General features: G+C 61.2%; 20 protein-coding genes. 15 read left to right on the top strand and 5 right to left on the bottom strand.

The features are described 5' to 3' along the window. Positions 1–1,863: a heparinase II/III family protein gene (locus tag LCL94_RS06515; protein ID WP_224831503.1), complete on the bottom strand. Its 1,863-nt coding sequence runs from the start codon at positions 1,861–1,863 to the stop codon at positions 1–3. Continuing rightward, a complete protein-coding gene (gene rpe, locus LCL94_RS06520; protein WP_222555363.1) occupies positions 1,860–2,522 on the bottom strand; it encodes a ribulose-phosphate 3-epimerase in 663 nt (220 codons plus the stop codon). The genes LCL94_RS06515 and rpe overlap by 4 nt, the downstream gene beginning before the upstream one ends. Positions 2,523–2,833: 311 nt before the next feature. Between rpe and LCL94_RS06525 the strand changes: the two genes are divergently transcribed. After that, positions 2,834–3,331, top strand: coding sequence for a DUF2141 domain-containing protein (locus LCL94_RS06525; RefSeq protein WP_224831504.1), 498 nt, complete (start codon positions 2,834–2,836; stop codon positions 3,329–3,331). On the opposite strand, the gene LCL94_RS06530 is transcribed toward LCL94_RS06525, so the two are convergent. Further along, on the bottom strand, positions 3,322–4,230 hold the full coding sequence (locus LCL94_RS06530) for a hypothetical protein (protein ID WP_224831505.1): 909 nt from the start codon (positions 4,228–4,230) through the stop codon (positions 3,322–3,324). The two genes, LCL94_RS06525 and LCL94_RS06530, sit on opposite strands and share 10 nt — an antisense overlap. Continuing rightward, complete coding sequence (locus LCL94_RS06535; RefSeq protein ID WP_224831506.1) at positions 4,227–5,252, bottom strand: diacylglycerol/lipid kinase family protein; 1,026 nt, start codon at positions 5,250–5,252, stop codon at positions 4,227–4,229. The genes LCL94_RS06530 and LCL94_RS06535 overlap by 4 nt, the downstream gene beginning before the upstream one ends. Positions 5,253–5,560: 308 nt before the next feature. On the opposite strand from LCL94_RS06535, the gene LCL94_RS06540 reads away from it, so the two are divergent. The 9 genes from LCL94_RS06540 (at position 5,561) to LCL94_RS06580 (ending at position 16,321) form a co-directional block, all read left to right on the top strand. Continuing rightward, the gene (locus tag LCL94_RS06540; protein ID WP_224831507.1) at positions 5,561–6,904 is read left to right on the top strand and encodes a tyrosine-type recombinase/integrase; all 1,344 of its coding nucleotides are present in this window, start codon (positions 5,561–5,563) and stop codon (positions 6,902–6,904) included. Further along, positions 6,895–7,443, top strand: coding sequence for a hypothetical protein (locus LCL94_RS06545; protein WP_224831508.1), 549 nt, complete (start codon positions 6,895–6,897; stop codon positions 7,441–7,443). The genes LCL94_RS06540 and LCL94_RS06545 overlap by 10 nt, the downstream gene beginning before the upstream one ends. Positions 7,444–7,511: 68 nt before the next feature. Continuing rightward, entirely contained in the window at positions 7,512–7,727 is a 216-nt protein-coding gene (locus tag LCL94_RS06550; protein ID WP_224831509.1) for a helix-turn-helix transcriptional regulator, read from the top strand. A 140-nt stretch (positions 7,728–7,867) separates the two neighbouring features. After that, positions 7,868–10,261: a primase-helicase family protein gene (locus LCL94_RS06555; protein WP_224831510.1), complete on the top strand. Its 2,394-nt coding sequence runs from the start codon at positions 7,868–7,870 to the stop codon at positions 10,259–10,261. A 1,037-nt stretch (positions 10,262–11,298) separates the two neighbouring features. After that, positions 11,299–11,520, top strand: a complete 222-nt coding sequence (locus LCL94_RS06560) for a hypothetical protein (protein WP_224831511.1) — start codon at positions 11,299–11,301, stop codon at positions 11,518–11,520. 40 nt (positions 11,521–11,560) lie between these two features. After that, complete coding sequence (locus tag LCL94_RS06565; RefSeq protein WP_224831512.1) at positions 11,561–13,381, top strand: hypothetical protein; 1,821 nt, start codon at positions 11,561–11,563, stop codon at positions 13,379–13,381. After that, complete coding sequence (locus LCL94_RS06570; protein WP_224831513.1) at positions 13,378–14,301, top strand: hypothetical protein; 924 nt, start codon at positions 13,378–13,380, stop codon at positions 14,299–14,301. Before LCL94_RS06565 ends, LCL94_RS06570 begins: the two co-directional genes overlap by 4 nt. Further along, complete coding sequence (locus LCL94_RS06575) at positions 14,301–15,023, top strand: hypothetical protein (RefSeq protein WP_224831514.1); 723 nt, start codon at positions 14,301–14,303, stop codon at positions 15,021–15,023. Before LCL94_RS06570 ends, LCL94_RS06575 begins: the two co-directional genes overlap by 1 nt. After that, a complete protein-coding gene (locus LCL94_RS06580; RefSeq protein WP_224831515.1) occupies positions 15,020–16,321 on the top strand; it encodes a DNA cytosine methyltransferase in 1,302 nt (433 codons plus the stop codon). Before LCL94_RS06575 ends, LCL94_RS06580 begins: the two co-directional genes overlap by 4 nt. On the opposite strand, the gene LCL94_RS06585 is transcribed toward LCL94_RS06580, so the two are convergent. Further along, complete coding sequence (locus LCL94_RS06585) at positions 16,310–16,792, bottom strand: very short patch repair endonuclease (RefSeq protein WP_224831516.1); 483 nt, start codon at positions 16,790–16,792, stop codon at positions 16,310–16,312. The two genes, LCL94_RS06580 and LCL94_RS06585, sit on opposite strands and share 12 nt — an antisense overlap. Between LCL94_RS06585 and LCL94_RS06590 the strand changes: the two genes are divergently transcribed. From LCL94_RS06590 to LCL94_RS06610, 5 genes are read left to right on the top strand one after another with little or no spacing between them, the layout of a single operon-like run. Next, positions 16,782–17,390 (top strand): hypothetical protein, encoded by a 609-nt coding sequence (locus tag LCL94_RS06590; protein WP_224831517.1) that lies wholly within the window; start codon positions 16,782–16,784, stop codon positions 17,388–17,390. The two genes, LCL94_RS06585 and LCL94_RS06590, sit on opposite strands and share 11 nt — an antisense overlap. Further along, positions 17,383–17,784, top strand: a complete 402-nt coding sequence (locus LCL94_RS06595; protein ID WP_224831518.1) for a hypothetical protein — start codon at positions 17,383–17,385, stop codon at positions 17,782–17,784. The genes LCL94_RS06590 and LCL94_RS06595 overlap by 8 nt, the downstream gene beginning before the upstream one ends. Beyond that, on the top strand, positions 17,759–18,157 hold the full coding sequence (locus LCL94_RS06600) for a hypothetical protein (RefSeq protein ID WP_224831519.1): 399 nt from the start codon (positions 17,759–17,761) through the stop codon (positions 18,155–18,157). The genes LCL94_RS06595 and LCL94_RS06600 overlap by 26 nt, the downstream gene beginning before the upstream one ends. Next, on the top strand, positions 18,154–18,519 hold the full coding sequence (locus LCL94_RS06605) for a hypothetical protein (RefSeq protein WP_224831520.1): 366 nt from the start codon (positions 18,154–18,156) through the stop codon (positions 18,517–18,519). The genes LCL94_RS06600 and LCL94_RS06605 overlap by 4 nt, the downstream gene beginning before the upstream one ends. Then, complete coding sequence (locus tag LCL94_RS06610) at positions 18,510–18,842, top strand: hypothetical protein (protein ID WP_224831521.1); 333 nt, start codon at positions 18,510–18,512, stop codon at positions 18,840–18,842. Before LCL94_RS06605 ends, LCL94_RS06610 begins: the two co-directional genes overlap by 10 nt. Positions 18,843–19,092: the final 250 nt, after the last annotated feature.

A 19,092-nucleotide genomic window follows, 5' to 3' on the forward strand; every position in this document is an offset into this window, starting at 1 on the left:
TTACCCCATTCGTTTGAGCAGCCAGGGGAAACGTCCCCCGCTGCGGGCAGTCAGTCCTTCGACCACGATTTGCTGCGTCCCGTGCGGCCGACCCTGGCCATCGACCCAGAGCGAATCCTCGACGCTGCATGCGGCCTCGCCGGTATCCCCTCCGAGGCGGAATTGCCAGTAGCTTGCGTCGGGCATGGCGAGGTGGACGCCGCGCCCGTCCTCGGTCACGCGCGCCTCGATGCCGCGCCCCAGGTGGAAGCGCATGGCGAAGCCGATCTTGCCGCGTTTGCCCTTGCGACCCGAAGGTTCGAGCACGTCTTCGCCGCGCAGCTCGGCGCCTTCGTCGGACAGCATGAGGATGCGGCGATGGATGAGGCCGAAGCGCGCGGCATAGCCGTTGTGCGCCGCTTCCAGCCGCGTGGCACCCTTCGCCCCCTGCGCAACCGTATCGCGGGTGCAGTCGACCTCTTCCACGCCCTTGCCGATCTGGCCGTGGAGCAGGATGGCGGTCGAATTGGCATCGTCGAGCACCAGCGTCGAATGGGCCGAAGTGCCACGCAGGCCCTGTTCGATCCGCGACGGGACCAGCGCGCCGGCCAGTTCCGCCCCGCCGCAGTTGACGATGATGCGCTGGGTGCCGTGCGAATATTCGAAAGCCAGCGTGGAGGCACAGGCGTGCCGCGCATGCTTGGGCTTTGGTGGAGGTGCAGCGTCAAAAACCAGCAGCGCATCGCGAGCGCGGATACGCTGGTAGCCCCACTGCTTGGCCTCCACCATCGGGCGGGCGCGAACGCCGCTGGCAGTTACGATCGCGTCGAGCGCATCCTCGCTCATCGCCGCAGAGCCCTGCCAGCTGCCAAGGCCCCGGTCGCCCATGCGCAGCGACAGCAGGGCAGGCACCAGCAGGCCGAGCATGGTGTCGAGCGCGGCAGGATGGGCACGTCCTGCCGCCGCATAGCAGGCGCGCACTTCGACCAGCAGCGCCACGGCCTCTGCCTGCGCACTGGGCGAGCGCGACAGGACGCCGCCATCCTCGCCGACCATTTCGCCGAGCGTCTTGAGCAGGCCTGCCTCGCCATAGAGCCGCCGTGCCCAGCCGTCGGGCATCAGCAGTCCGGCCGCGACAATACCGGACCAGCCGGCGGCCTGCGCCAGCCGGTCGTCGACGCCAGTGACATTCCGGTCGAGCCAGCGCGCGGTGGTTTCGAGCGCGTCGAGATATCTGGGTTTCAGCCGCTCGCCATCGCCGGTCAGCAGGATCGGTGCGTGGACGATCCAGTTGAGGAGGCGCAGGCCAGCCAGTTCAACGGTCCAGGCCGGCCCCTTGCCGACCTGCGGATTGGCCTGCAGCCACGAGGCGAACAGGTCGCCTGCCGTGCCGACGCATTGTGCGCGCGGTGCGCTGGCCGCCAGGTCGCGCATCCAGGTGAAGCCGTGCACGGCGCGAACGAAGGGCGGTGCGAGTTTCGACGGCGACCCGAAATCGAGCTTGCCGAGCGGCAGCTTCATCCCGCCTGCCATGAAGTGCCCGGCCCTCAGCGCGACACCGGCAGAACGGTTGCCTGCCAGCGGGCTTTCCACCGTGCCCAGCAGGCGCGGCTTTGCCGGCTTGCGCAGCGGCGAGGAGAGGACCTGCCCCGGAATGCCGATGCGATAGGCCCAGCGCATGGCGGTATGGAGCGGTCCCGTACGCGGAGGCTGGAAATCGGCGAGCACCAGGGCGCGCGCCGGCTCGATCTCGGCTTCCGGTTCGGCGACAGGGGGAGAGGTCACCAGCGGCTCTTCGGCAGAACCGAGGGGCAGCGCGACCTGGTCGTCGTCCGGCGCATCTTCGCGAACGGCGCTGAGCAGGTCGGCGTGGCCCTCCATCATCCCAATCCCTTCAAGGCGGCGATATTCGACGCGTATTTGTCCGGCCCACCGCGGAAGGTCGCAGACCCTGCAACCAGCACGTCGGCACCGGCGTCGACGCAGAGCGGTGCGGTGACAGGATCGACGCCGCCGTCGACTTCCAGCCGGATGTCCTTGCCCAGCGCATCGATGCGCTTCCTGATGGCCTCGATCTTGCGCAGCTGCGAATGGATGAAGCTCTGCCCGCCGAAACCCGGATTGACGCTCATCACGAGGACGAGGTCGACGTCCTCGAGCAGGTAGTCGAGCGCCTCGACCGCAGTACCGGGGTTGAGCACCACGCCCGCCTTCTTGCCGAGGCCGCGAATGGCCTGCAGCGTGCGGTGGATGTGCGGACCGGCTTCGGGATGCACGGTGATGATATCGGCCCCCGCTTCGGCGAAGGCTTCGAGATAAGGGTCGATCGGCGCGATCATGAGGTGCACGTCGAACGGCTTGTCCGAATGCGGGCGCAGCGCCTTCACGACAGCGGGGCCGATGGTGATGTTGGGCACGTAATGCCCGTCCATCACGTCGATATGGATCCAGTCCGCCCCCGCAGCATCGACGGCGCGCACTTCTTCGCCGAGCCGGGCGAAGTCGGCCGAAAGGATGGAAGGAGAAATCAGCGGGGCTGCCATGTTCGCTTGTCCGGTCTGTCGCGAGTTGAGCCTGTCTTTTCGCCTACGCGCGCGGGGGGCGCCGCCACAAGGCGCGCACCCCGCCTTTTCCACGGCAGAGGGGCTTGGAAGCTGCTGCCGGGCGGATTAGGCAGGGGCCATGGCCGACCGGATCGTCACCCTTGAAAATGGACGGCTAACAATTGGCTGAACGTGCGGCAGTGTCGCAATTCAGGCGAAATTCAGCGCAATTTGCTAGAAGCGTCGCGAAAGATTGTGGCGAGATGCCTTTGCCTCTCGCCTAGGTTACGAAGCAATATACGGGGCCAAACATGACCGTCCGATCCATTGCCATTGCCGGCAGTGCCATCGCGCTGGGCGCGCTTGCGCTCTCCGCGCCTGCGCTTGCCCAGACCCGCTACGGGCAGGAAATCCCGCACGACCCGGCACGCTGCCAGGCCGGCAAGCCGGGGGTGTGGGTGTCGATCACCGGCATCAAGGAAAGCCGTGGCACGCTGCGCATCCAGTCCTACCGCGCGACCGAACGCGACTGGCTGGAAAAGGGCCGCTGGCTCACCCGCATGGAAGCGCCGGCGACGGCTGGCACGATGCGCTTCTGCATGCCGATTGCGGAGCCGGGCAGCTATGGCATCGCCGTGCGCCACGATCTCAACGGCAATGGCAAGACCGACATCTTCGGTGATGGTGGAGCGATGTCGAACAACCCCAGCATCAACCTCTTCAACCTCGGCAAGCCGAACTACAAGAAGGTGGCCTTCAACGTCGGCAATACGGTCGAATCGATTTCGATCCGGATGCGTTACCGCTGAGCTTTCGCCGCTCGGCGGCGCGCCCGCCACAGCTCCCATGCCGCGCCCGGCATGGCGAGCAGCGGGTGCTTTTCACGGAACGGTGTGACCTCCAGTTCGATGCCTGTGTGACGGTGCAACTTCCATGCGCCGTAGCGTGCGGCACCCTCGAACGTCGTGGTCGCCTTTGCCAGTCGCAGGATGTTGAGCGGTTTGCCCAGGCGTTCGCGCTCGCGCCATTCGCGCAGGATATTCCGTCGGGTCGCTTCGCCGAGTTGCGGGGCCAAGCGATTACCTTCCTGCAAAAAAGCGATGCCCTGTGCCTCCCAGGCGAGCGGGAGCAGCCCGTCGAAATGATCGCGGTTCACCGACAGGATCGAATCCTCGCGCCCCGGCTTCTCGACCCGGAATTCCGCCCGATAGGTCGCTTGGAACAGCGCGCGCCAAAATTCCTCGGCCTCACCCTCTGACGGGCCGAGCGCGGCCGCGTAACGCGCTGCCGATTTCGCTGCTGCCGCGATTGCCTCGTGCACCGACTGCCGCGCGGCGTCGTCCACCGTCCAGATGAGCGCGCTTGGCTGGACGAACCGCGTCCAGATCGTCGTGTCGCGACTTTGTCCGCTGGCCGCCTTTGTAAACTGGGCCAGCGACATGGTGGCTATCTTGGCGCGCAGCGTTTCACCGCCGTATTCCCACTCGCGGTAGCTCACCTTCGGCCAGACGCGTTCGACTTGGGCACCCGGCAGCAGGACGTAGAAATCGAGCACGCCCTCGAGCGAACCGGTCCTCAGGTTCGAGCCGTAGAACAACACGGCGCTGGCGCCTGCTTCCTCGCCGAGCATCCGCGCATAGGCCGCGACCTCCGGGCGCACTTCAGCGCCAAGCGATGCTGCAATCCGCTGGTCGAGCGACGCGCTCACGCCGTCACGAATTCCATTTCGGGCCCCTGTCCCACAAGATAGCGACCGGCCGGGAAATGCTCGCCGTCGAGGATGAAGGGCTCCTCGACGTCGAAGGAAAAGGCCTCAGCAGAAATGTGGTGCAGTCCCGCGCCTGCCAGCCAGCGCGGATGCCAGCCGGCAAGAATGGCAGGGAGTACCGCGAAGATCCGGCGGCGCGGCCGGTCGAGCACCGCGAGGCGGATCGGTGCCTGCCGCTTGCCGAACAGCTGGATATTGCCGGGCAGGCGCTCGAAAGTCGAGGCAAGCATGATGTGCCGCCGGTCGGGGGCGCCGTGGCGCGAATGCGGCATAGGCTCGCCCGACGGCTCGAATGCCAGGTCCATCCGCGTGCCGCGGCGCCAGCGGTTGTCATTGCCCGAAAAGAGCACCTGCATCACGCCCCAAGCCGCGGTCGCTCCGACGGCCAGCGAGTTGAAGAACCCCATGCGGTGCGCTTCCTGTCCGGCTTCGATGCCGAGCGTGAAAGCACCCGCTCCGAGCACGAAACCGAGCATCGGTTCTGCATCTTCTCCCTGCGCCTCGACCACGGTCAGCGCGCGGCGACGGACGCGCTTGCCCGAGCGGTAGGCCGCAACCGCTTCGGCAAGACCCCACTGCGCGGGAAGGTCGAGATCGACCTTGAGCGCGTTGGTCTTGCCCTGCGGCACGATCGCCAGCACCGGCCAATTCGCCCCGAACACCGGTTGTCCGAGAGTGAGCACATCGCGGATCGTGCCGTCCCCGCCGCTGATGACGAGCAGGTCGATGCCGCTGCGCGCAAGGTCCGCAAGCTCTGCCGCCAGCTCTTCCTTGGTGCAGGGCTGCACCAGCCGCACATCGGCACCTGCGACCGTTTCGGCCGGGCCGCCCTGGTTACGGTGCGAGCGCGGGTTGTGGATCATGGCAATGCGCGGCGCAGGCGCGGCCTGCGGCTCGATCCCCGATGGAATCTCGCCGGTCGCATCATGCATAGGCCGGTAATCGTGAATGACGCGCTCCATTGCGGTTCGCCCGTGGATGGTTCCAGATAGTGCAGGGATGCCGCTGCGGCAATGCGAGCGCCGCGCGAACGCACGTCACTGGCGCACCCGACAGGATTCGAACCTGTGGCCTCTGCCTTCGGAGGTCTGAGCTACCCAGTCTAGCCGCGTTCCAGCGAGTTTTTGATCGTGCCTCGATGTTCCTAAAACACTCGACTTCTTCGACGTTTACACTAGGGAACAGTCTATCCGGGTCTCGGCGGGACTAAGCGCAGCGCGCGCATTTGAGTTCCCCCGCGTTTCCCCGGCAAAGTTCTGGAGGAAGCGAGATGGAAGCCACAACCACCGCCGTCGCACACGACGCGAAGCGAGACACCATCACAGATAAGGCGATTGCCAAGCTGAAGGCGGAACCGGGGAAACGGCTCGAGTGGGCCGACACCGTGGTCCCGCAGCTCCGGCTCCGGGTGAGCGACAAGGGGGCGAAACACTGGTCAGTGATCTATCGGGTATCGGGCGCTGGCGACGGCGGCAAGAAGGGTCCGATGCGTCGAATGTCGTTGGGCGACTATCCCCGCGTGACCATCTCGAAGGCCCGGGACGCGGCGCGCGGTGCCCTCGACTTAGCCGAAAGGGGAGCCAACCCGGCCCAGCAGCGGAAGACAGAGGCAATCGAGCGCAACGCCCGCACCTTCGAGGCCATCGTTGAGCGGTTCATCGACGAGTACGCCAAGCTCGAGCAAAAGGAGTGGAAGTCCACGAAGGCCTACTTCGACAACTACGTCCTGCCACGCTGGACCGGAAAGGTCATCAACGAGATCGGGCGCTCCGATGTTTCGGCCCTCCTCACGAAGGTTCGCGCCCAAGGCATTGAACGCGCCCGAGATCGCGCACGGAAGGCGAAGAAGCCGAGGCCGGAGGAGAAGTACGAATTGAGCGGCCTCTCGGCGGCGCGGGAAGTCCGAAAGCGTCTCCGCACGCTGTTCTTCTGGGCAATCGAGGAGGAGCTGATCGCGGTCAATCCGGTGGTCAGCATCAAGACCAAGAAGAAGCAAAAAGCATTCGCCTACACGGCCCGCAAGCGCACCTTATCGGTCGAGGAGCTCCGGCGCGTGTGGCGAGCGGCGGACGAGATCGGTTATCGGTACGGCCGGGTGATCCAGCTCCTGATTCTGACGGGCCAGCGCTTATCGGAGATAGCCAATCTGAACACCGATTGGCTCGACCGGGAGAAGTGGATCGTCACTGTGCCGCCCCTGCACTACAAGACCGATATTCAGCACACCTTCCCGCTCTCTCCTCCGGCCCGGAAGATTATCGAGGCGCTGCCCAGCTATCAGGCTCTCCCTGAGAAGCTCGACAAGACATATTTCCTCTTCCCAACCGACAAGGGCGATGGCGCGATCAGCGGCTTCTCGAAGTGCCGCGATCAGCTCCACGCGAAGATTGCTGAGCTTGACGAGAAGGAGGGGCTCGCCCCGCTCGAGGAGTGGCAAGTGCGGGATATTCGCCGGTCCGTGAAAACGGGTATGTCGGAATTGGGGGTCCCGTTCCTACATTCCGAGCAGGTGCTCGGTCATGTTATCCCCGGTGTGGGAGCCGTTTACGATACGCACGACTACATGGCCGAGAAGAGCGCCGCGCTCGAGAAGTGGGGGGAGCTATGGACATAGAGCCCGACGAGGAGACGCGCGCCATCGCCGCAGAGGCGTATTGGGCTGCGGAAGCTCCGTTCCAGTCCAGCCGCGATTCAGCAGACGCCCGTGAACGCATCCGCAACATCAAGTCGCAAGCGGGGATAGACGGCCTAGAGCCGCGTCTCCGGCAGCTCTGGGACTGGCACGTCAAATATCAGCGCGGCTTCTCTGAGATGCCCTTCGAGATGCAGAAGGCCGAGTTCCTCTTCCTACAGGTCGAGGAGGCGGTGCCAGAGCTCGAGATTCCCGCGCCCTACGGCCGCCGTGGGTACGATGCCTATCAGGCAGCCGCCGTCCCGCTCCTCGCTTGGTGGGAGGCTGGCGGCAATCGCGTTACCGCCAATCGCGGGCGGGCCGTTGCCAAGGAGGGCCGGAAGCAGCCCAAACCGAGCGCAGCGGTCTCTTTCCTCGCTGCGGAGTTTCGCCGCATTACCCCGGACCTCGGGGACCGGGCGCTCGACGTGGCGTTCAAGGTGGCGCAGCGACACATTCGCAATCGCACGACATTACGGTAATTTCTTCTCGGCTGCGCAGCCCCGAAAACCCCCTCAGACGCGAATAGCCGTCGATAGAGGAGGTCAAGGTGGCCCAGCGACAAGTACTGCTCACGCTCCCGGAAGTGTCGGAGCTGACCCGGCTGAGTAAGCCGACGATCTACAACTACATCCGCGACGAGAAGCACGACTTTCCGAAGCAAGTGCGCCTCGGGCCGAACCGGGTTGTCTGGGTGAAGAGTGAGATCGACCGATGGCTGAAGAGCCGCCGCGATGCTCGCCACGAAGAGCCGCAAGCCGCCTAATCGAAGGCCGCCGCCCTGACTAGGAGCGGCGGCCCGATTCACAGGATGGAAGGGAGACTTCCGTGAGTGACTATAGTGTTTCCCGCCCCGGGGACGAAGGCCGAAGCGTTGAGGACGAGGAGCTCCGCCCGGACCTCGACATGGCTATCGGCTTCCTGCGCCAGTACCGCCCCGAAGGCCCGTGGGTACTGACCGCCATCCCGGACGGTGGCGGTCGCACGAAGACAAAGACCTTCCAGCCCGAGACTGAGGCGGCCGCCCGGGAATGGATCCAGCGCTGGAATGAAGCCGAGCGGCACCACGTCTATTTCATGGCCAATCCTCCGATGCGCGACCTCGACAAGAAGGCGAGCAAGGAGGACGTGAAAGAGGCGGCGGTGTTCTACGTGGACATTGACCCGAAGGCAGGTGAGGACCCTGCGGCCGCCCGCTTCGCCGCGATCAAGGACCTCGAAGCCTTCGACCCCCCGCCCTCGATCATCATCGACAGCGGCGGCGGTGCGCAAGGCATCTGGCTCTTGGAAGAGGCCTTACCGATTGAGGGCAACCTGACGGCGGCGGAAGATGCTGAGCTCTATAACGTACACCTCGAGGCTAAGCTCGGGGGCGATCACTGCCACAACGCTGATCGCATCCTCCGGCTTGTCGGTACGATCAACTGGAAGCGCAAGCCCGGCCGCGTACCCCGGATGGCATCGCTAGACGAGAAGCGGTCAACTTGGTGTCGCTATCCGGTGAAGAGATTCACCGCCGCGCCACCTAGGCATGTCTCTCCGAGTGCCGGACAGGCGAAGGTACAGCTCGAGGGCGTGCCGGCATTTCTGCGCGATTTAGACGAGCTCCCCGAGGCGGTGAGTAAGCGTACCCGAATGCTGATTGTGCAGGGCGGTGACCCGGATGATGCACAGCGTTACGCATCGCGGTCAGAGGTGACATTCGGGGTATGCACCGAGCTCGTCCGCGCGGGGTGCAGCGATGAGCAAATCGCCGCTGTGCTGCTGGACCCGGACTTCGGAATATCGAAGCACACCTTGGCCCAAAAGAGATCGCTGGAATATGCGGCCCGGCAGATCAAGCGTGCGCGCGAAGAGGTGAACGAGCCGATGCTCGCCCGGATGAATGCCGCTCACGCCGTGATCGAGCTCTACGGCGGTAAGACCAAGGTTGTGTCATGGGAGCCAAGCGAGGTTGACCCGAGCCGGAAGGAGATCGTGGCCCAGTCCTTCGAGGACTTCCGCAACCGCTACATGAACATCAAGGTCCAGAGCGGGGTCAATAAGGACAACAACCCCGTCTATGTCCCGGCCGGAAAGTGGTGGCTGGAACACCCGATGCGCCGTCAGTATCGCAGCGTGGTTTTCCGGCCGAGCGAGAAGGTGGACGAGGACGAGTGGAACATCTGGCAGGGGCTGGCAGTGAAGCCGGAGCCGGGCGAATGGCCGCTGTTGCGCCGCCTGATTGTCGAGGGGTTGGCCGGTGGCGACAAGAGCCTAGCGGACTACATCATCCGATGGTCTGCATTCGGGGTCCAGAACCCCGGACGGCCAGCCGAGGTCGCGCTGACCTTCATCGGCGGGAAGGGGACTGGCAAGGGGACCTTCGCGCGGGTGCTCTGCCAAGTGTTTGGGCAACACGCACGGCACGTCGCAGGGGAGCGCAGCCTGACCAGCAACTTCAACAAGCATCTCCACGGTTGCGCGCTTCTGTTCGCGGACGAGGCCGTTGCGCCGGGGGAAAAGAACGCTGCCGGTCTGGTGAAGGCGTTCATCACCGAGAATGAGATCATGATCGAGCCGAAGGGAGTGGACGCTTTCTTCGCCCCAAACCGGCTCAAGGTCATAATCGCCTCGAACAATACTTACGTGGTCGATGCCAGCGACGATGAGCGCCGTTACGCAGTGTTCAACGTGTCGAGGCGGTTTGCCGCACCGCCGGGGGCGAGCATGGACGATGAGCGCATGATGTTCTGGCGCGACTTGCGCGCGGAGATCGCCAACGGCGGAACCGAGGCCTTCCTACACGACCTGCTCGAGATTGACTTGGGAGACTGGCATCCCCGCTATGACGTGCCGCAGACCTCCGCATTGAACGAGCAGCGCGCGGCCGGGCTCAAGGGCTTCGACAAGGTCCTCTTCGACATTCTTCAATCTGGTGACCTCCCGGCGCTGGATAATCTGAGAAAGATCGGCGGTGACCAGTTCGTCCTGCCATCGCGCCAGCTTGCCGAATACGGCAGCAATGTCAGTCGCCGGAAGGTCACTACCAACTGGGTCAGCAACCTTCTCGGCCCGGGACAGCCGGACGAGGCTGGTGTGATTCACAATCCGGGCTTGGGCTTCGAAAAGTGGGATCGCGGCGGCCCGAAGGGCTGGGTGATGCCGACGCTTGGCGAGGCTCGGGCAGCGTGGGCCAGGTGCCGCTTCGAATGGCAGTGGGATGATTCCGAGCGCTGGGGATACGAAAGCGCTGTGATCGAAGATCAACCAAGCGGTGACGATCGGGAGCCCCCGCCTGCTGACGATGACCCATACTGATCGACCTTGCCGGTTAAGGTCGGTCTATCCCCGCCGACCTTGAATGCGCGGAAACCCAAGAAAACCGCGCCGAAAACCGACCTTCTCGACCCTATCGACCCTAAGCCCAAGTCGGGGGACCGGGAGGCAGTCGCTTTCGATATTGCCGCTGATCTCGTTTCCCCCTGATCCCTGTTTAAGGTCGAGAAGGTCGAGAAGGTCGGAGAAAGGCACGGAAATCGTGGTGTCTCGGGCATTCGACCTTGACGCGACCTCCCCGACCCCTGCTGCAACTGTTCGAGGGCCTGTTTGGGGAAAGTGCCGCCGCCTACCGTTTGCTGCGTTGTTCCTTCGCGCGGGCGCGCGCGAGATCGGCCGCCCGGAGCCGGAGCTCTTCCTCTTAGAGGCTCAGCTCCGCTGTCGCAGGTTCCAGCGTTCCTTGGGTTTCTTTTGCCAGTGCCGTTCCCCGGGGGCATCCGAGGGGAAACGGATTGGGATTTCAGGTGCGTCTCGGTGCGTCAGAATCATCTGGGCTGCCGAGCCGATGCCAAGCCTCCTCGTAATCAGGCACCGCGTAGTGTTTCGGCTCTAACCAATGGGAAACTACGCCGCTTGCGTTCACAGTCCGTGTCGCAAGACGTCGGACCTCGTCCATAGTGAGGACATAGCAAGTGGGCGCGTCAGAGTTAGCCCGTAGGGTTATCACCCACCAAGGGGAACGGAGATTCTCGAGCGAGCTGCCCAGAGGGACGGCCGAGCGCTTCGACAGTGCCTTTGACTGTATGGGTAGGACAGTGGCCTCGTTATCACTGGCAGCATAAAGGTCTGCACCACGTGCATTCCGCACTGTGGGCATAACATGCCAGCCGCGCCGAGATAGCTCCCGTGCAACGTGATAAAGTCCTGCATTACCAGTTAGTTGATGCCGCACAATCGCCATCCTTCGGTATGAAACTAGACGGGTAGATCCACACATACGCCAAATATTTAGCAAATGTGTGTTGCAATAGGGAAAATGGCTGCATACATTCCGCCATCAGAGCAAACTGGAGGTCCATATGCGTGATAAACGAGCAAAGTTCGTCGAACTTGCAAACAAGCGCGTCAACAAAGCGATCGCACAGCTGCGTTTAGTCGGAAATCTATCGAACAAATCTGCGTATGAATTCACGGAGGATGATGCGCGAAAGATCGTCAAGGCGCTCCAGAAAGAGGTGGATGCCCTCAAGGCGAAATTCTCCAACGATGCCAGTAGCGACGGAAACGAATTTCAGCTTTAGTACGTCAATTCAATTAGTTTAGCCAAATTCACGGGGAAATATGAGCAACACTCAAGTTCTGCCCACATGGACATTTGAACGCAGCGGCCCAATGGGAGGTGCGGCAGGCGAAGCCTTTACCAACCCCCTAGCCGCTAGCGGCATGCCTCGAGCAGCTGTCTTGGCTCGAGAAGCCGTCCAGAACTCGGTCGATGCGAGCGAGAACGGAGGAAAGGTTTTGGTACGCTTCCGCGAGCACCGAGTGGTTGGCGAAGAGAAAATTGAGTTCGTGAAGACCGCCAACTTGGCGGCGCTCGCGTCGCGCCAGAGCGCCATCCTTGCGGGTCAGCCCAATTGCCTATCTGCCATCGATGATGAACAGTCTGAGATCAGCCTTCTGTACGTCGAAGACCACCGCACTACTGGTCTTGAGGGCGACTTCAACACGCCGAGCTCCAAATTCTATCGATTCTTGCTATCGCTTGGCGATGGCGGAAAAATTCGAGAATCCCATGGCTCTGGAGGGTCATTCGGCTTCGGAAAATCGGTCTACAGTTCCAATTCAGCAATCAATACGATTTACGCCTACAGCAAGACGAGAGATCAAGACGGCAAAATTCGCTCGATCATATTCGGCTGCGGCTATTTCAAATCTCACGAAGTCGGCAACGATTTCCACACGGGCCGCGCTTGGTTCGGTCGCGACGTCACATTTGGCGAGGCAGCTTACCAAAAGGTCGAGCCGCTGGTGGGCAAAGAGGCAGACGAACTAGCTATCAGTCTAGGCTTCAAGCTTCGCAAGGACAGCGACCTAGGTACGTCTGTGCTCATTGTAGATTCGTCGATCGACTTGGACGAAGTCCTCTCGGGTGTCGAAGATTGGTGGTGGCCGCGCATCATCAGCAATGAACTTGATATTCAAGTTGTGAGTGCGAACGGCTCGAAGACCATGCCTCGCCCCAGAATTCGCGAGCACCTCAAGCCGTTCATTGAAGCCTATGAAGTATGTACGACGCAGGCAGTCCCGAGAGCGGGCATCGAACTGCGAAAACCGTTCAATAGGATGGAGAACCTGAGCTTAGGCGTTTGCGCGCTCAAGGTCCTAGACAAAGATGCCGACGGCAACTTGCCGGTGACCGAAGATCGCGTAGACTCAATTGCGCTGATGCGAGCGCCTAAGATGGTTGTCGCCTATTACCGTGCTTGGAATGCCGGCAACCCGCCCCTGGCTGGGGTCTATGTGGCAGACGATGACGTAGACGACATTTTGCGATCGGCCGAGTCTCCAGCCCACGACAAATGGGACCTCGACTCTGCAAGATTGCGTGATGCCGAGGGGAACAATCGAGCAGTAGTCGATTCGATCCTTCGCCGCCTTCGTAGCACCGTGAAGGACTTTCAGCGGCTCGCCTCCCCTCCCCCTCCTCCGCGCCCTCGAAAGCTAGGGCTGCTCGAAAGGAACCTAGCGAACTTCCTTTCTCCTTCGAAGGGCGGTCCCGAGCCGGGGCCGGATCATCCATCTGCTCCAATCCACCTCAACTATGATTCTCCGCCTGAGCTCCACGCGACTGAAGAAGGAATGCTTGAGATGGTCGCGCGCTTTGGCCTCAAGTTGAAGGAGGACAGCGATGACGAAGAACTTGATGTTCGGATCAAAGTGACCTGCGCGGTGGTGGCGGACGGCTCCGACGTTGATCCGATAATGCTGGAAATGAGCACTCAGGAGGGGGAATTGGAAGTAATCGATAAAGAGTCGGGCCTTTATCGAGCACGGCTTTCCAAGGACACGGCCATCAAGCTGACTGCAAAATCCGCACCTTACGATCCGAACTGGACGATCCGGTTCATTCCAGAAGTTGAACCCGTGGAGCTTGAACAATGAGGACCCAGTGGCACCGGTCGGAACCGAAGACGCTTCGCCCCTTTTTCGCTGTGAGGTCCGTAGAAGAAACCACACATCATGCTGCGATCAAGATCGCGGAGAATGCCGCTTCGGTTGAGGACGAGGTCATCGATGTTGACGAAATAGACCTTCGACAACTTCAAATTTCGATAAAACCAAACATTGTTGCGAGCGATGAATGGCTACCAGCTGGCTTTGCAGCGGATGACCTTGAGTTAGCCATATTTTGTCGCAGCCCCTTCCTAAAGAACTCAATCATTGTCGGAACCTATTCGCTCGAACAACCGATGCCAGAAGAAGTCTCCGTGTCAGATGAGATTCTGCAGAAGCTGGGGGGCGGGCGCGAGCTTCGCATAACGGTCGCGCTGGTCTTGGTGGCTGACAAGGAGCGTCAAGCTGGAATGCCCTTCTCAATGGGCCATTGGCTGTCCTCCAAGACGTTCCATTTGCGCGAGCGAAAGCTCCAGACGATGTTTGACGTCAAGACGCGCACTTCCGAGGAATGGGTGGAAGCCAATTATCCCCCGAAGACACTCTACTCAGTGGTCTACATCGGCGGAATTGATGCTGCAGGCGATGAGAATGGACCAATCGCCGACGTGCATATTCACCTCGACGCTTACAACCGTATGGCCGGTGAAAAGATTGGTGAAACCCTTGAGCCAATGCTCAGCGTTGAGATGATTGCACAAGTTCTTGAACAATCTCTCGCAGATTGGAGGGACTACGATGAAGCGCCCCCGGGTAGTCCCCTCTTAAATCTTACGAAGAAGATCACGAATGCCGACAAGCCATCATTGGCCGAACTGAAGAAGATCGTGACAAATCAATCACTTCTTAGAGCAGTCCTGCAGGACAAGATCGGTGTCCTCAGCTATGTCACTTCAGGAGGAAACTGATGTCATATCCCGCTCTTTCGAAGGCTGATGCCAAACGCATCCTTACTGCATATCGCAATGGAGAAGAATTGGCAAAGCTTCCCGCCTTCACCAAGCAACTCGGCAGTGAGGCAGATTGGGATGAGATTGCAGACGAGCTTTTCAAGGCGCTGGAAGAGATCAAAAGCAAATTCCCGGAGCCCGAAAAAGGGGGTGGCTATCGCAAGTTTGAGATCTTGGCGGGCATTGCCGCTCACAGACTCCTGCCGATTCATCCCGCGACGGCCGATCCCGACTTTTGGACTTGGCTGTTGATGCGCAGTTTCGTGCCCTTGGTTTTATGGCGATATGGCGAAACCGCTGATGCGAAGAATTTCGGCCTTGGCGGTGCCCAAGAGAACTTCATGTTCCGTTTATGGCTGCGAGCAGACATTGGATTTGATCCCGTGGCGAACTCATACGAATTGGCGGAATTGGGCGACATTGACTTCTGGCGAAGCCATATTTTCCGACAAAGTTACGGTGATGGCCGAAGCTTTGCCCGAGCGCTCATTCAGTTTCAATTCCCCGGAGGGTCAGACGCGAAAGCACGGCTGACTGTCCAGCAAATACGAGATTTTGCGAAACATCTAAAAAAGGCTCGATCTAATCTGGCAGTCGAGGTACTAGATGAGATGAAATCCGCTCATCTTATAGAGCGGGAGTGGGCCAAATTGGCCGAAACAACGCTGCAAGGTTCATGATCAGTCAGTCTTTCGAACGAAAAAACCGTCGTCTTTATCGTAAGTTAGAGATAGGGGGCAGAGCTTCGCAAACTGAAGTAGCGGACCTCGGCGACCCCGGCCTTTCCCCATCCGAAGCATGGTGGCAATCCAAATTGCGCGAAGCGGTTAGGGAAGAGCTTTCGCCACCGAGAAGCTTAAAGGTGGTCGACGCATTTTCTGGATCCGGCGGGCTAAGCTTGGGTGCCAACATGGCAATTCAAGCCGCCGGCTTCGGAGCGCGCCATGTAGCTGCGATCGACACTGACGCCGCGGCACTTGCCGTCCATAGGCATAATTTCGAAACGGAAGTCACCATCGCAGATAGTGCGTCGCGTATCGTTGACTACCATGTCCTCGGGCAGGACGACGACGCCGAATTTGGCTATGATCCGGAGCTGATTTCGTCCTACCTGTTGCCTGAGAAGACTACCGATCTGTTTTTGGCGGGCCCTCCCTGCCAAGGGCATTCAAATCTTAACAATCACACACGCCGAGATGACCCAAGGAACCAGCTTTATATAACGTCAGTGGCTTTGGGCCTTGCACTCAAGGCCAGCTGCATTGTGATCGAAAACGTCCCCACCGTACTGAGAGACAAATCCAATGTGGTCGGTACGGGTGAAACGCTCTTGAGGGCCGCAGGCTATTCCGTCGCCTCAATGGTGCTAAGGGCAGACGATTTCGGAGCGCCTCAAACTAGGGCGCGATTTTTCCTGATCGCAACGAAAGCGGGGGATGCCCAAGCGGCTCTCGAAGCAGTGGCGAACGAGCTTCAATCGCCTGCGATGCCGCTGTCTTGGGCAATAAGCGACCTCCTTGATAAGTCCGCAGATGGATTGATGAATACACCAGCCGCACCGAGTCCGGTCACGTTGGAGCGGATAAACTACCTTTTTGATAATAAGCTTCACGATCTTCCGAACGATCAGCGACCTGATTGTCACAAGAACGGTCATTCGTACCCATCGGTTTACGGTCGCATGCATTGGGATAAGCCCGCCCAAACGATAACGACTGGCTTCAACGCAGCGGGACAGGGTCGCTATGTTCACCCCAAGAGACGGCGGGTGATTACACCAAGAGAGGCGGCACGAATTCAGGGCTTCCCAGATTGGTTCAACTTCATGCCGGAAGGCATCGACGTACGACGTAAGGATGTCGCGAAGTGGATTGGTGACGCCGTGCATCCCATCCTTGGTTATGCGGCTGTCCTAAGCGCGCTCACTGCACTCGAAATGGCAGATGCTACGAGCAGAGAAGAGGTATCATTTGCATGAACGGCGTTCGTTGGTCCTCCCGACGAAACTGAGCACGCGTGCTATGACTTCCTCTTTTCTTGCAGCTAATTCACATTCCCAAACGGTGAGTGTTGACCAACCCAACTCCTCGTATTCAGCGCTGAGCTCCGCATCGCGCTCTACAACACGCTGCAGTTTTGGGATCCAATAATCCTGACGCGTTTTTGGCAAGGTGGCACGCCGACAACCCTTATGTTGGTGCCAGAAACAGCCATGGACAAAGATAACCTTTTGCCTGCTAGCGAAGGCAATATCTGGTGTGCCTGGCAGTTTGCGTACGTTCTTTCGAAAACGATACCCCAACCGATGTAACGCAGACCTCAGTTCACGCTCAGGCTTCGTTTCCTTGCCTTTCACCGCCCGCATTCTCCGCCGGACACCCTCAGGAACATCCGCAAATAGAGTTTCTCGGTCTGGGGCCTTGAGCATACGATAAAGGTTGGATTCCATCTGCGAAAATCAACCTGATTTGGCAAAAGCTCGAGCAGAGGTTGCTTGCCATCAATGGTCCGCCGTTCGCTCGGCAACGGTCGCCAGCTATCGTTCGGCAATGAAGCTGACCGACCGCCGCAAGCGCCTTTTTCTGGCTGAGCTCGCCCGCCACGGCATCCTCGTCCGCGCTGCCCGGGCCGCCAGCCCGCGCGCCAGCAGCCGGTATGGCGCCAAGCAGACTTTCCTCGACGAGCGCGACCGTGACCCGGAATTTGCCGCACAATGGCAGGAAGCGGTCGAGGCGGCAGAGGCCAGCATCGAGGCTGAGATATACCGGCGCGCGCAGGAGGGATGGGAGGAGCCCATCTTCGGCGGCCGCCATCGCGAAAAGATCGTCGGCACTGTCCGCAAATATTCAGACCGCCTGCTCGAGCTTCGCGCCCGGGCGATGCTCCCTGCCTATCGGGAGACGCACGGCATCGCCGTGAACAAACAGGTGACGCACACGGTCGATGCCGGAGTGTTGGGCGATGCCGTGGCGAAGGTCGCCCTCCAGATGGCCAGCAATCTCGGCCCGCAGCTTCCGGCTCCGGCCCGGGTGATCGACAATGAATAGGGACAGCGCCCTCGACCTCCTCGCGTTCGCCGTGGGCTATCGGTTGATGACCCCGGACGAGCGGCGCGCGCTGCGCATCGCGGCGTTGTTCGAGCTTGGCGAGAAGGCCCCCGCCAGCCCCGAGCTTGCCGTCCTATGGGACGAGGACCGCCTGATACGCGGGGAGCGCGAGCCCGCCAGCGTCTATGATCGCTGGGTGCTGATGAAGGCCCGGGACGAGGCCGAGCGGCCCGCCTTCGACGAACAATTCTGGCGACTGCGCCGCAGCGACCTCGAGGGCGCAGGCTTCGAGCCGAACGAGGCAAGGGACGTGATCGCGTCGGTGCGCGCGTCCTTGAGCAACACCCCCGGAAAGAAAGGAGACGACGATGGGACTATTCAAGAGGCAGCATGAGACCGCAGAGCCAAGCGGATTGCTCGAGCGGCTTAACGAGCTCGCGCAAGAGCGGGTCGAAGCAGCCGGGCGAGTCGATCAAGCCATTACTGAGATCGAGGCAGCAATCGAAGGACTGCTCGCGGCAGACAACGCCTTCTTTTCCGAAGTGCGCTCGTCCGGTGCGTCGGATCATGGAACCGGCGGCCACCTTCGGCGGGTACTTCGAACCTTGCTTATGGGCCAGATGCAAGTGGCAGCGCCGAAGTTCGTCCGGCACCTCGGCATTCCGTTCATACCTGCCCGAGCGCAGGGCTCGATACGCGAGGCAGTTCAGCGAACCTCGGCCCACAACCTAACCGACCTGATACCGCGCGAGGAGACCGCAGCATGAAGAAGATGATTATCCGCGACATGACCGTGAACGAGATTTCGACCGTGGACGTGCCCGCCGTGAAGGGCGCAATCGCCGTGATCCTGAAGAGCGCCTCGGTCGCCATCCGCAAGAACGCAGCCGAGATCGCCGCCGAGCAAGCCGAACCGCTCTACAAGGCCGCCGACTATGCCGATGCGATTATGGCTCGCGCGGGCGAGATCGCGCAGCAGACCGGCGTGTCCGTGAGCAAGGCCCTCCTCGACCACTCCGGCACTGACCCGGTGATTATCGAGCTGGCGAAAGGCGAGCGGGCAGCCGAGATGGCCGCGATGCGCTCGAAGCAGTCCGCAGCGTTCGAGAAGAGCGCACAATGGACCTGACCGAGGAGGCGGTCTTGGACCACTATATGGCCCGGTTCGACGAGCGGACCCGGAGGGCGCACACCGTGGCGCTCGCCGGGGCCATCGCGACAGCGAAGGACCGATGGCCCACCCTCGAGCTCGTCCGACGCGTCTCGGCCATCTATGGCGTGGCAGTAGAGGAGCTCGGCGCCTTCTTTGGGCTAATCCGCCAGCCCGGGGATCGGGAGGTGTGGGTGGACGTGTTCCGCTCGCCCGACAACCAGCACCTCGTCCGCGACACGATGAACGCGGGTCAGCGCCGGGCCTATGGCACAATGCTGGCGATGCTAGAGGTCGCGTGAGCAACGCGGGCCTGACCCATAGGGGGCGCAAGCGCCGGGACGTGCATGGCGAACCTATGCCGACCGAGACCCGGCCCTGCCTCCGGTGCCGCAAGCCCTTTGAGAGCGAGGGCGCGCATAACCGGCTATGTGGTTCATGCGGCAAGTTTGAGGTGAGTCCCTACGCTTTATAAACGGTTCATCGCTAGCGCAGCTCGACTCGTCCAAAGCACTACTCGCCGCAGCCCGATTTGACTTGACCATACAAATG

Source organism: Qipengyuania gaetbuli (assembly GCF_020171365.1).
In the GTDB taxonomy this organism is placed as follows: domain Bacteria; phylum Pseudomonadota; class Alphaproteobacteria; order Sphingomonadales; family Sphingomonadaceae; genus Qipengyuania; species Qipengyuania gaetbuli_B.

Coding starts and splice junctions, on each gene's coding strand:
- LCL94_RS06515 (WP_224831503.1), bottom strand. CDS start 1,863: ATGATGGAGGGCCACGCCGACCTGCTCAGCGCCGTTCGCGAAGATGCG.
- LCL94_RS06580 (WP_224831515.1), top strand. CDS start 15,020: ATGATCAGTCAGTCTTTCGAACGAAAAAACCGTCGTCTTTATCGTAAG.
- LCL94_RS06560 (WP_224831511.1), top strand. CDS start 11,299: ATGCGTGATAAACGAGCAAAGTTCGTCGAACTTGCAAACAAGCGCGTC.
- LCL94_RS06570 (WP_224831513.1), top strand. CDS start 13,378: ATGAGGACCCAGTGGCACCGGTCGGAACCGAAGACGCTTCGCCCCTTT.
- LCL94_RS06595 (WP_224831518.1), top strand. CDS start 17,383: ATGAATAGGGACAGCGCCCTCGACCTCCTCGCGTTCGCCGTGGGCTAT.
- LCL94_RS06575 (WP_224831514.1), top strand. CDS start 14,301: ATGTCATATCCCGCTCTTTCGAAGGCTGATGCCAAACGCATCCTTACT.
- LCL94_RS06610 (WP_224831521.1), top strand. CDS start 18,510: ATGGACCTGACCGAGGAGGCGGTCTTGGACCACTATATGGCCCGGTTC.
- LCL94_RS06525 (WP_224831504.1), top strand. CDS start 2,834: ATGACCGTCCGATCCATTGCCATTGCCGGCAGTGCCATCGCGCTGGGC.
- LCL94_RS06605 (WP_224831520.1), top strand. CDS start 18,154: ATGAAGAAGATGATTATCCGCGACATGACCGTGAACGAGATTTCGACC.
- LCL94_RS06540 (WP_224831507.1), top strand. CDS start 5,561: ATGGAAGCCACAACCACCGCCGTCGCACACGACGCGAAGCGAGACACC.
- LCL94_RS06545 (WP_224831508.1), top strand. CDS start 6,895: ATGGACATAGAGCCCGACGAGGAGACGCGCGCCATCGCCGCAGAGGCG.
- LCL94_RS06555 (WP_224831510.1), top strand. CDS start 7,868: ATGGCTATCGGCTTCCTGCGCCAGTACCGCCCCGAAGGCCCGTGGGTA.
- LCL94_RS06585 (WP_224831516.1), bottom strand. CDS start 16,792: ATGGAATCCAACCTTTATCGTATGCTCAAGGCCCCAGACCGAGAAACT.
- LCL94_RS06535 (WP_224831506.1), bottom strand. CDS start 5,252: ATGGAGCGCGTCATTCACGATTACCGGCCTATGCATGATGCGACCGGC.
- LCL94_RS06600 (WP_224831519.1), top strand. CDS start 17,759: ATGGGACTATTCAAGAGGCAGCATGAGACCGCAGAGCCAAGCGGATTG.
- LCL94_RS06565 (WP_224831512.1), top strand. CDS start 11,561: ATGAGCAACACTCAAGTTCTGCCCACATGGACATTTGAACGCAGCGGC.
- rpe (WP_222555363.1), bottom strand. CDS start 2,522: ATGGCAGCCCCGCTGATTTCTCCTTCCATCCTTTCGGCCGACTTCGCC.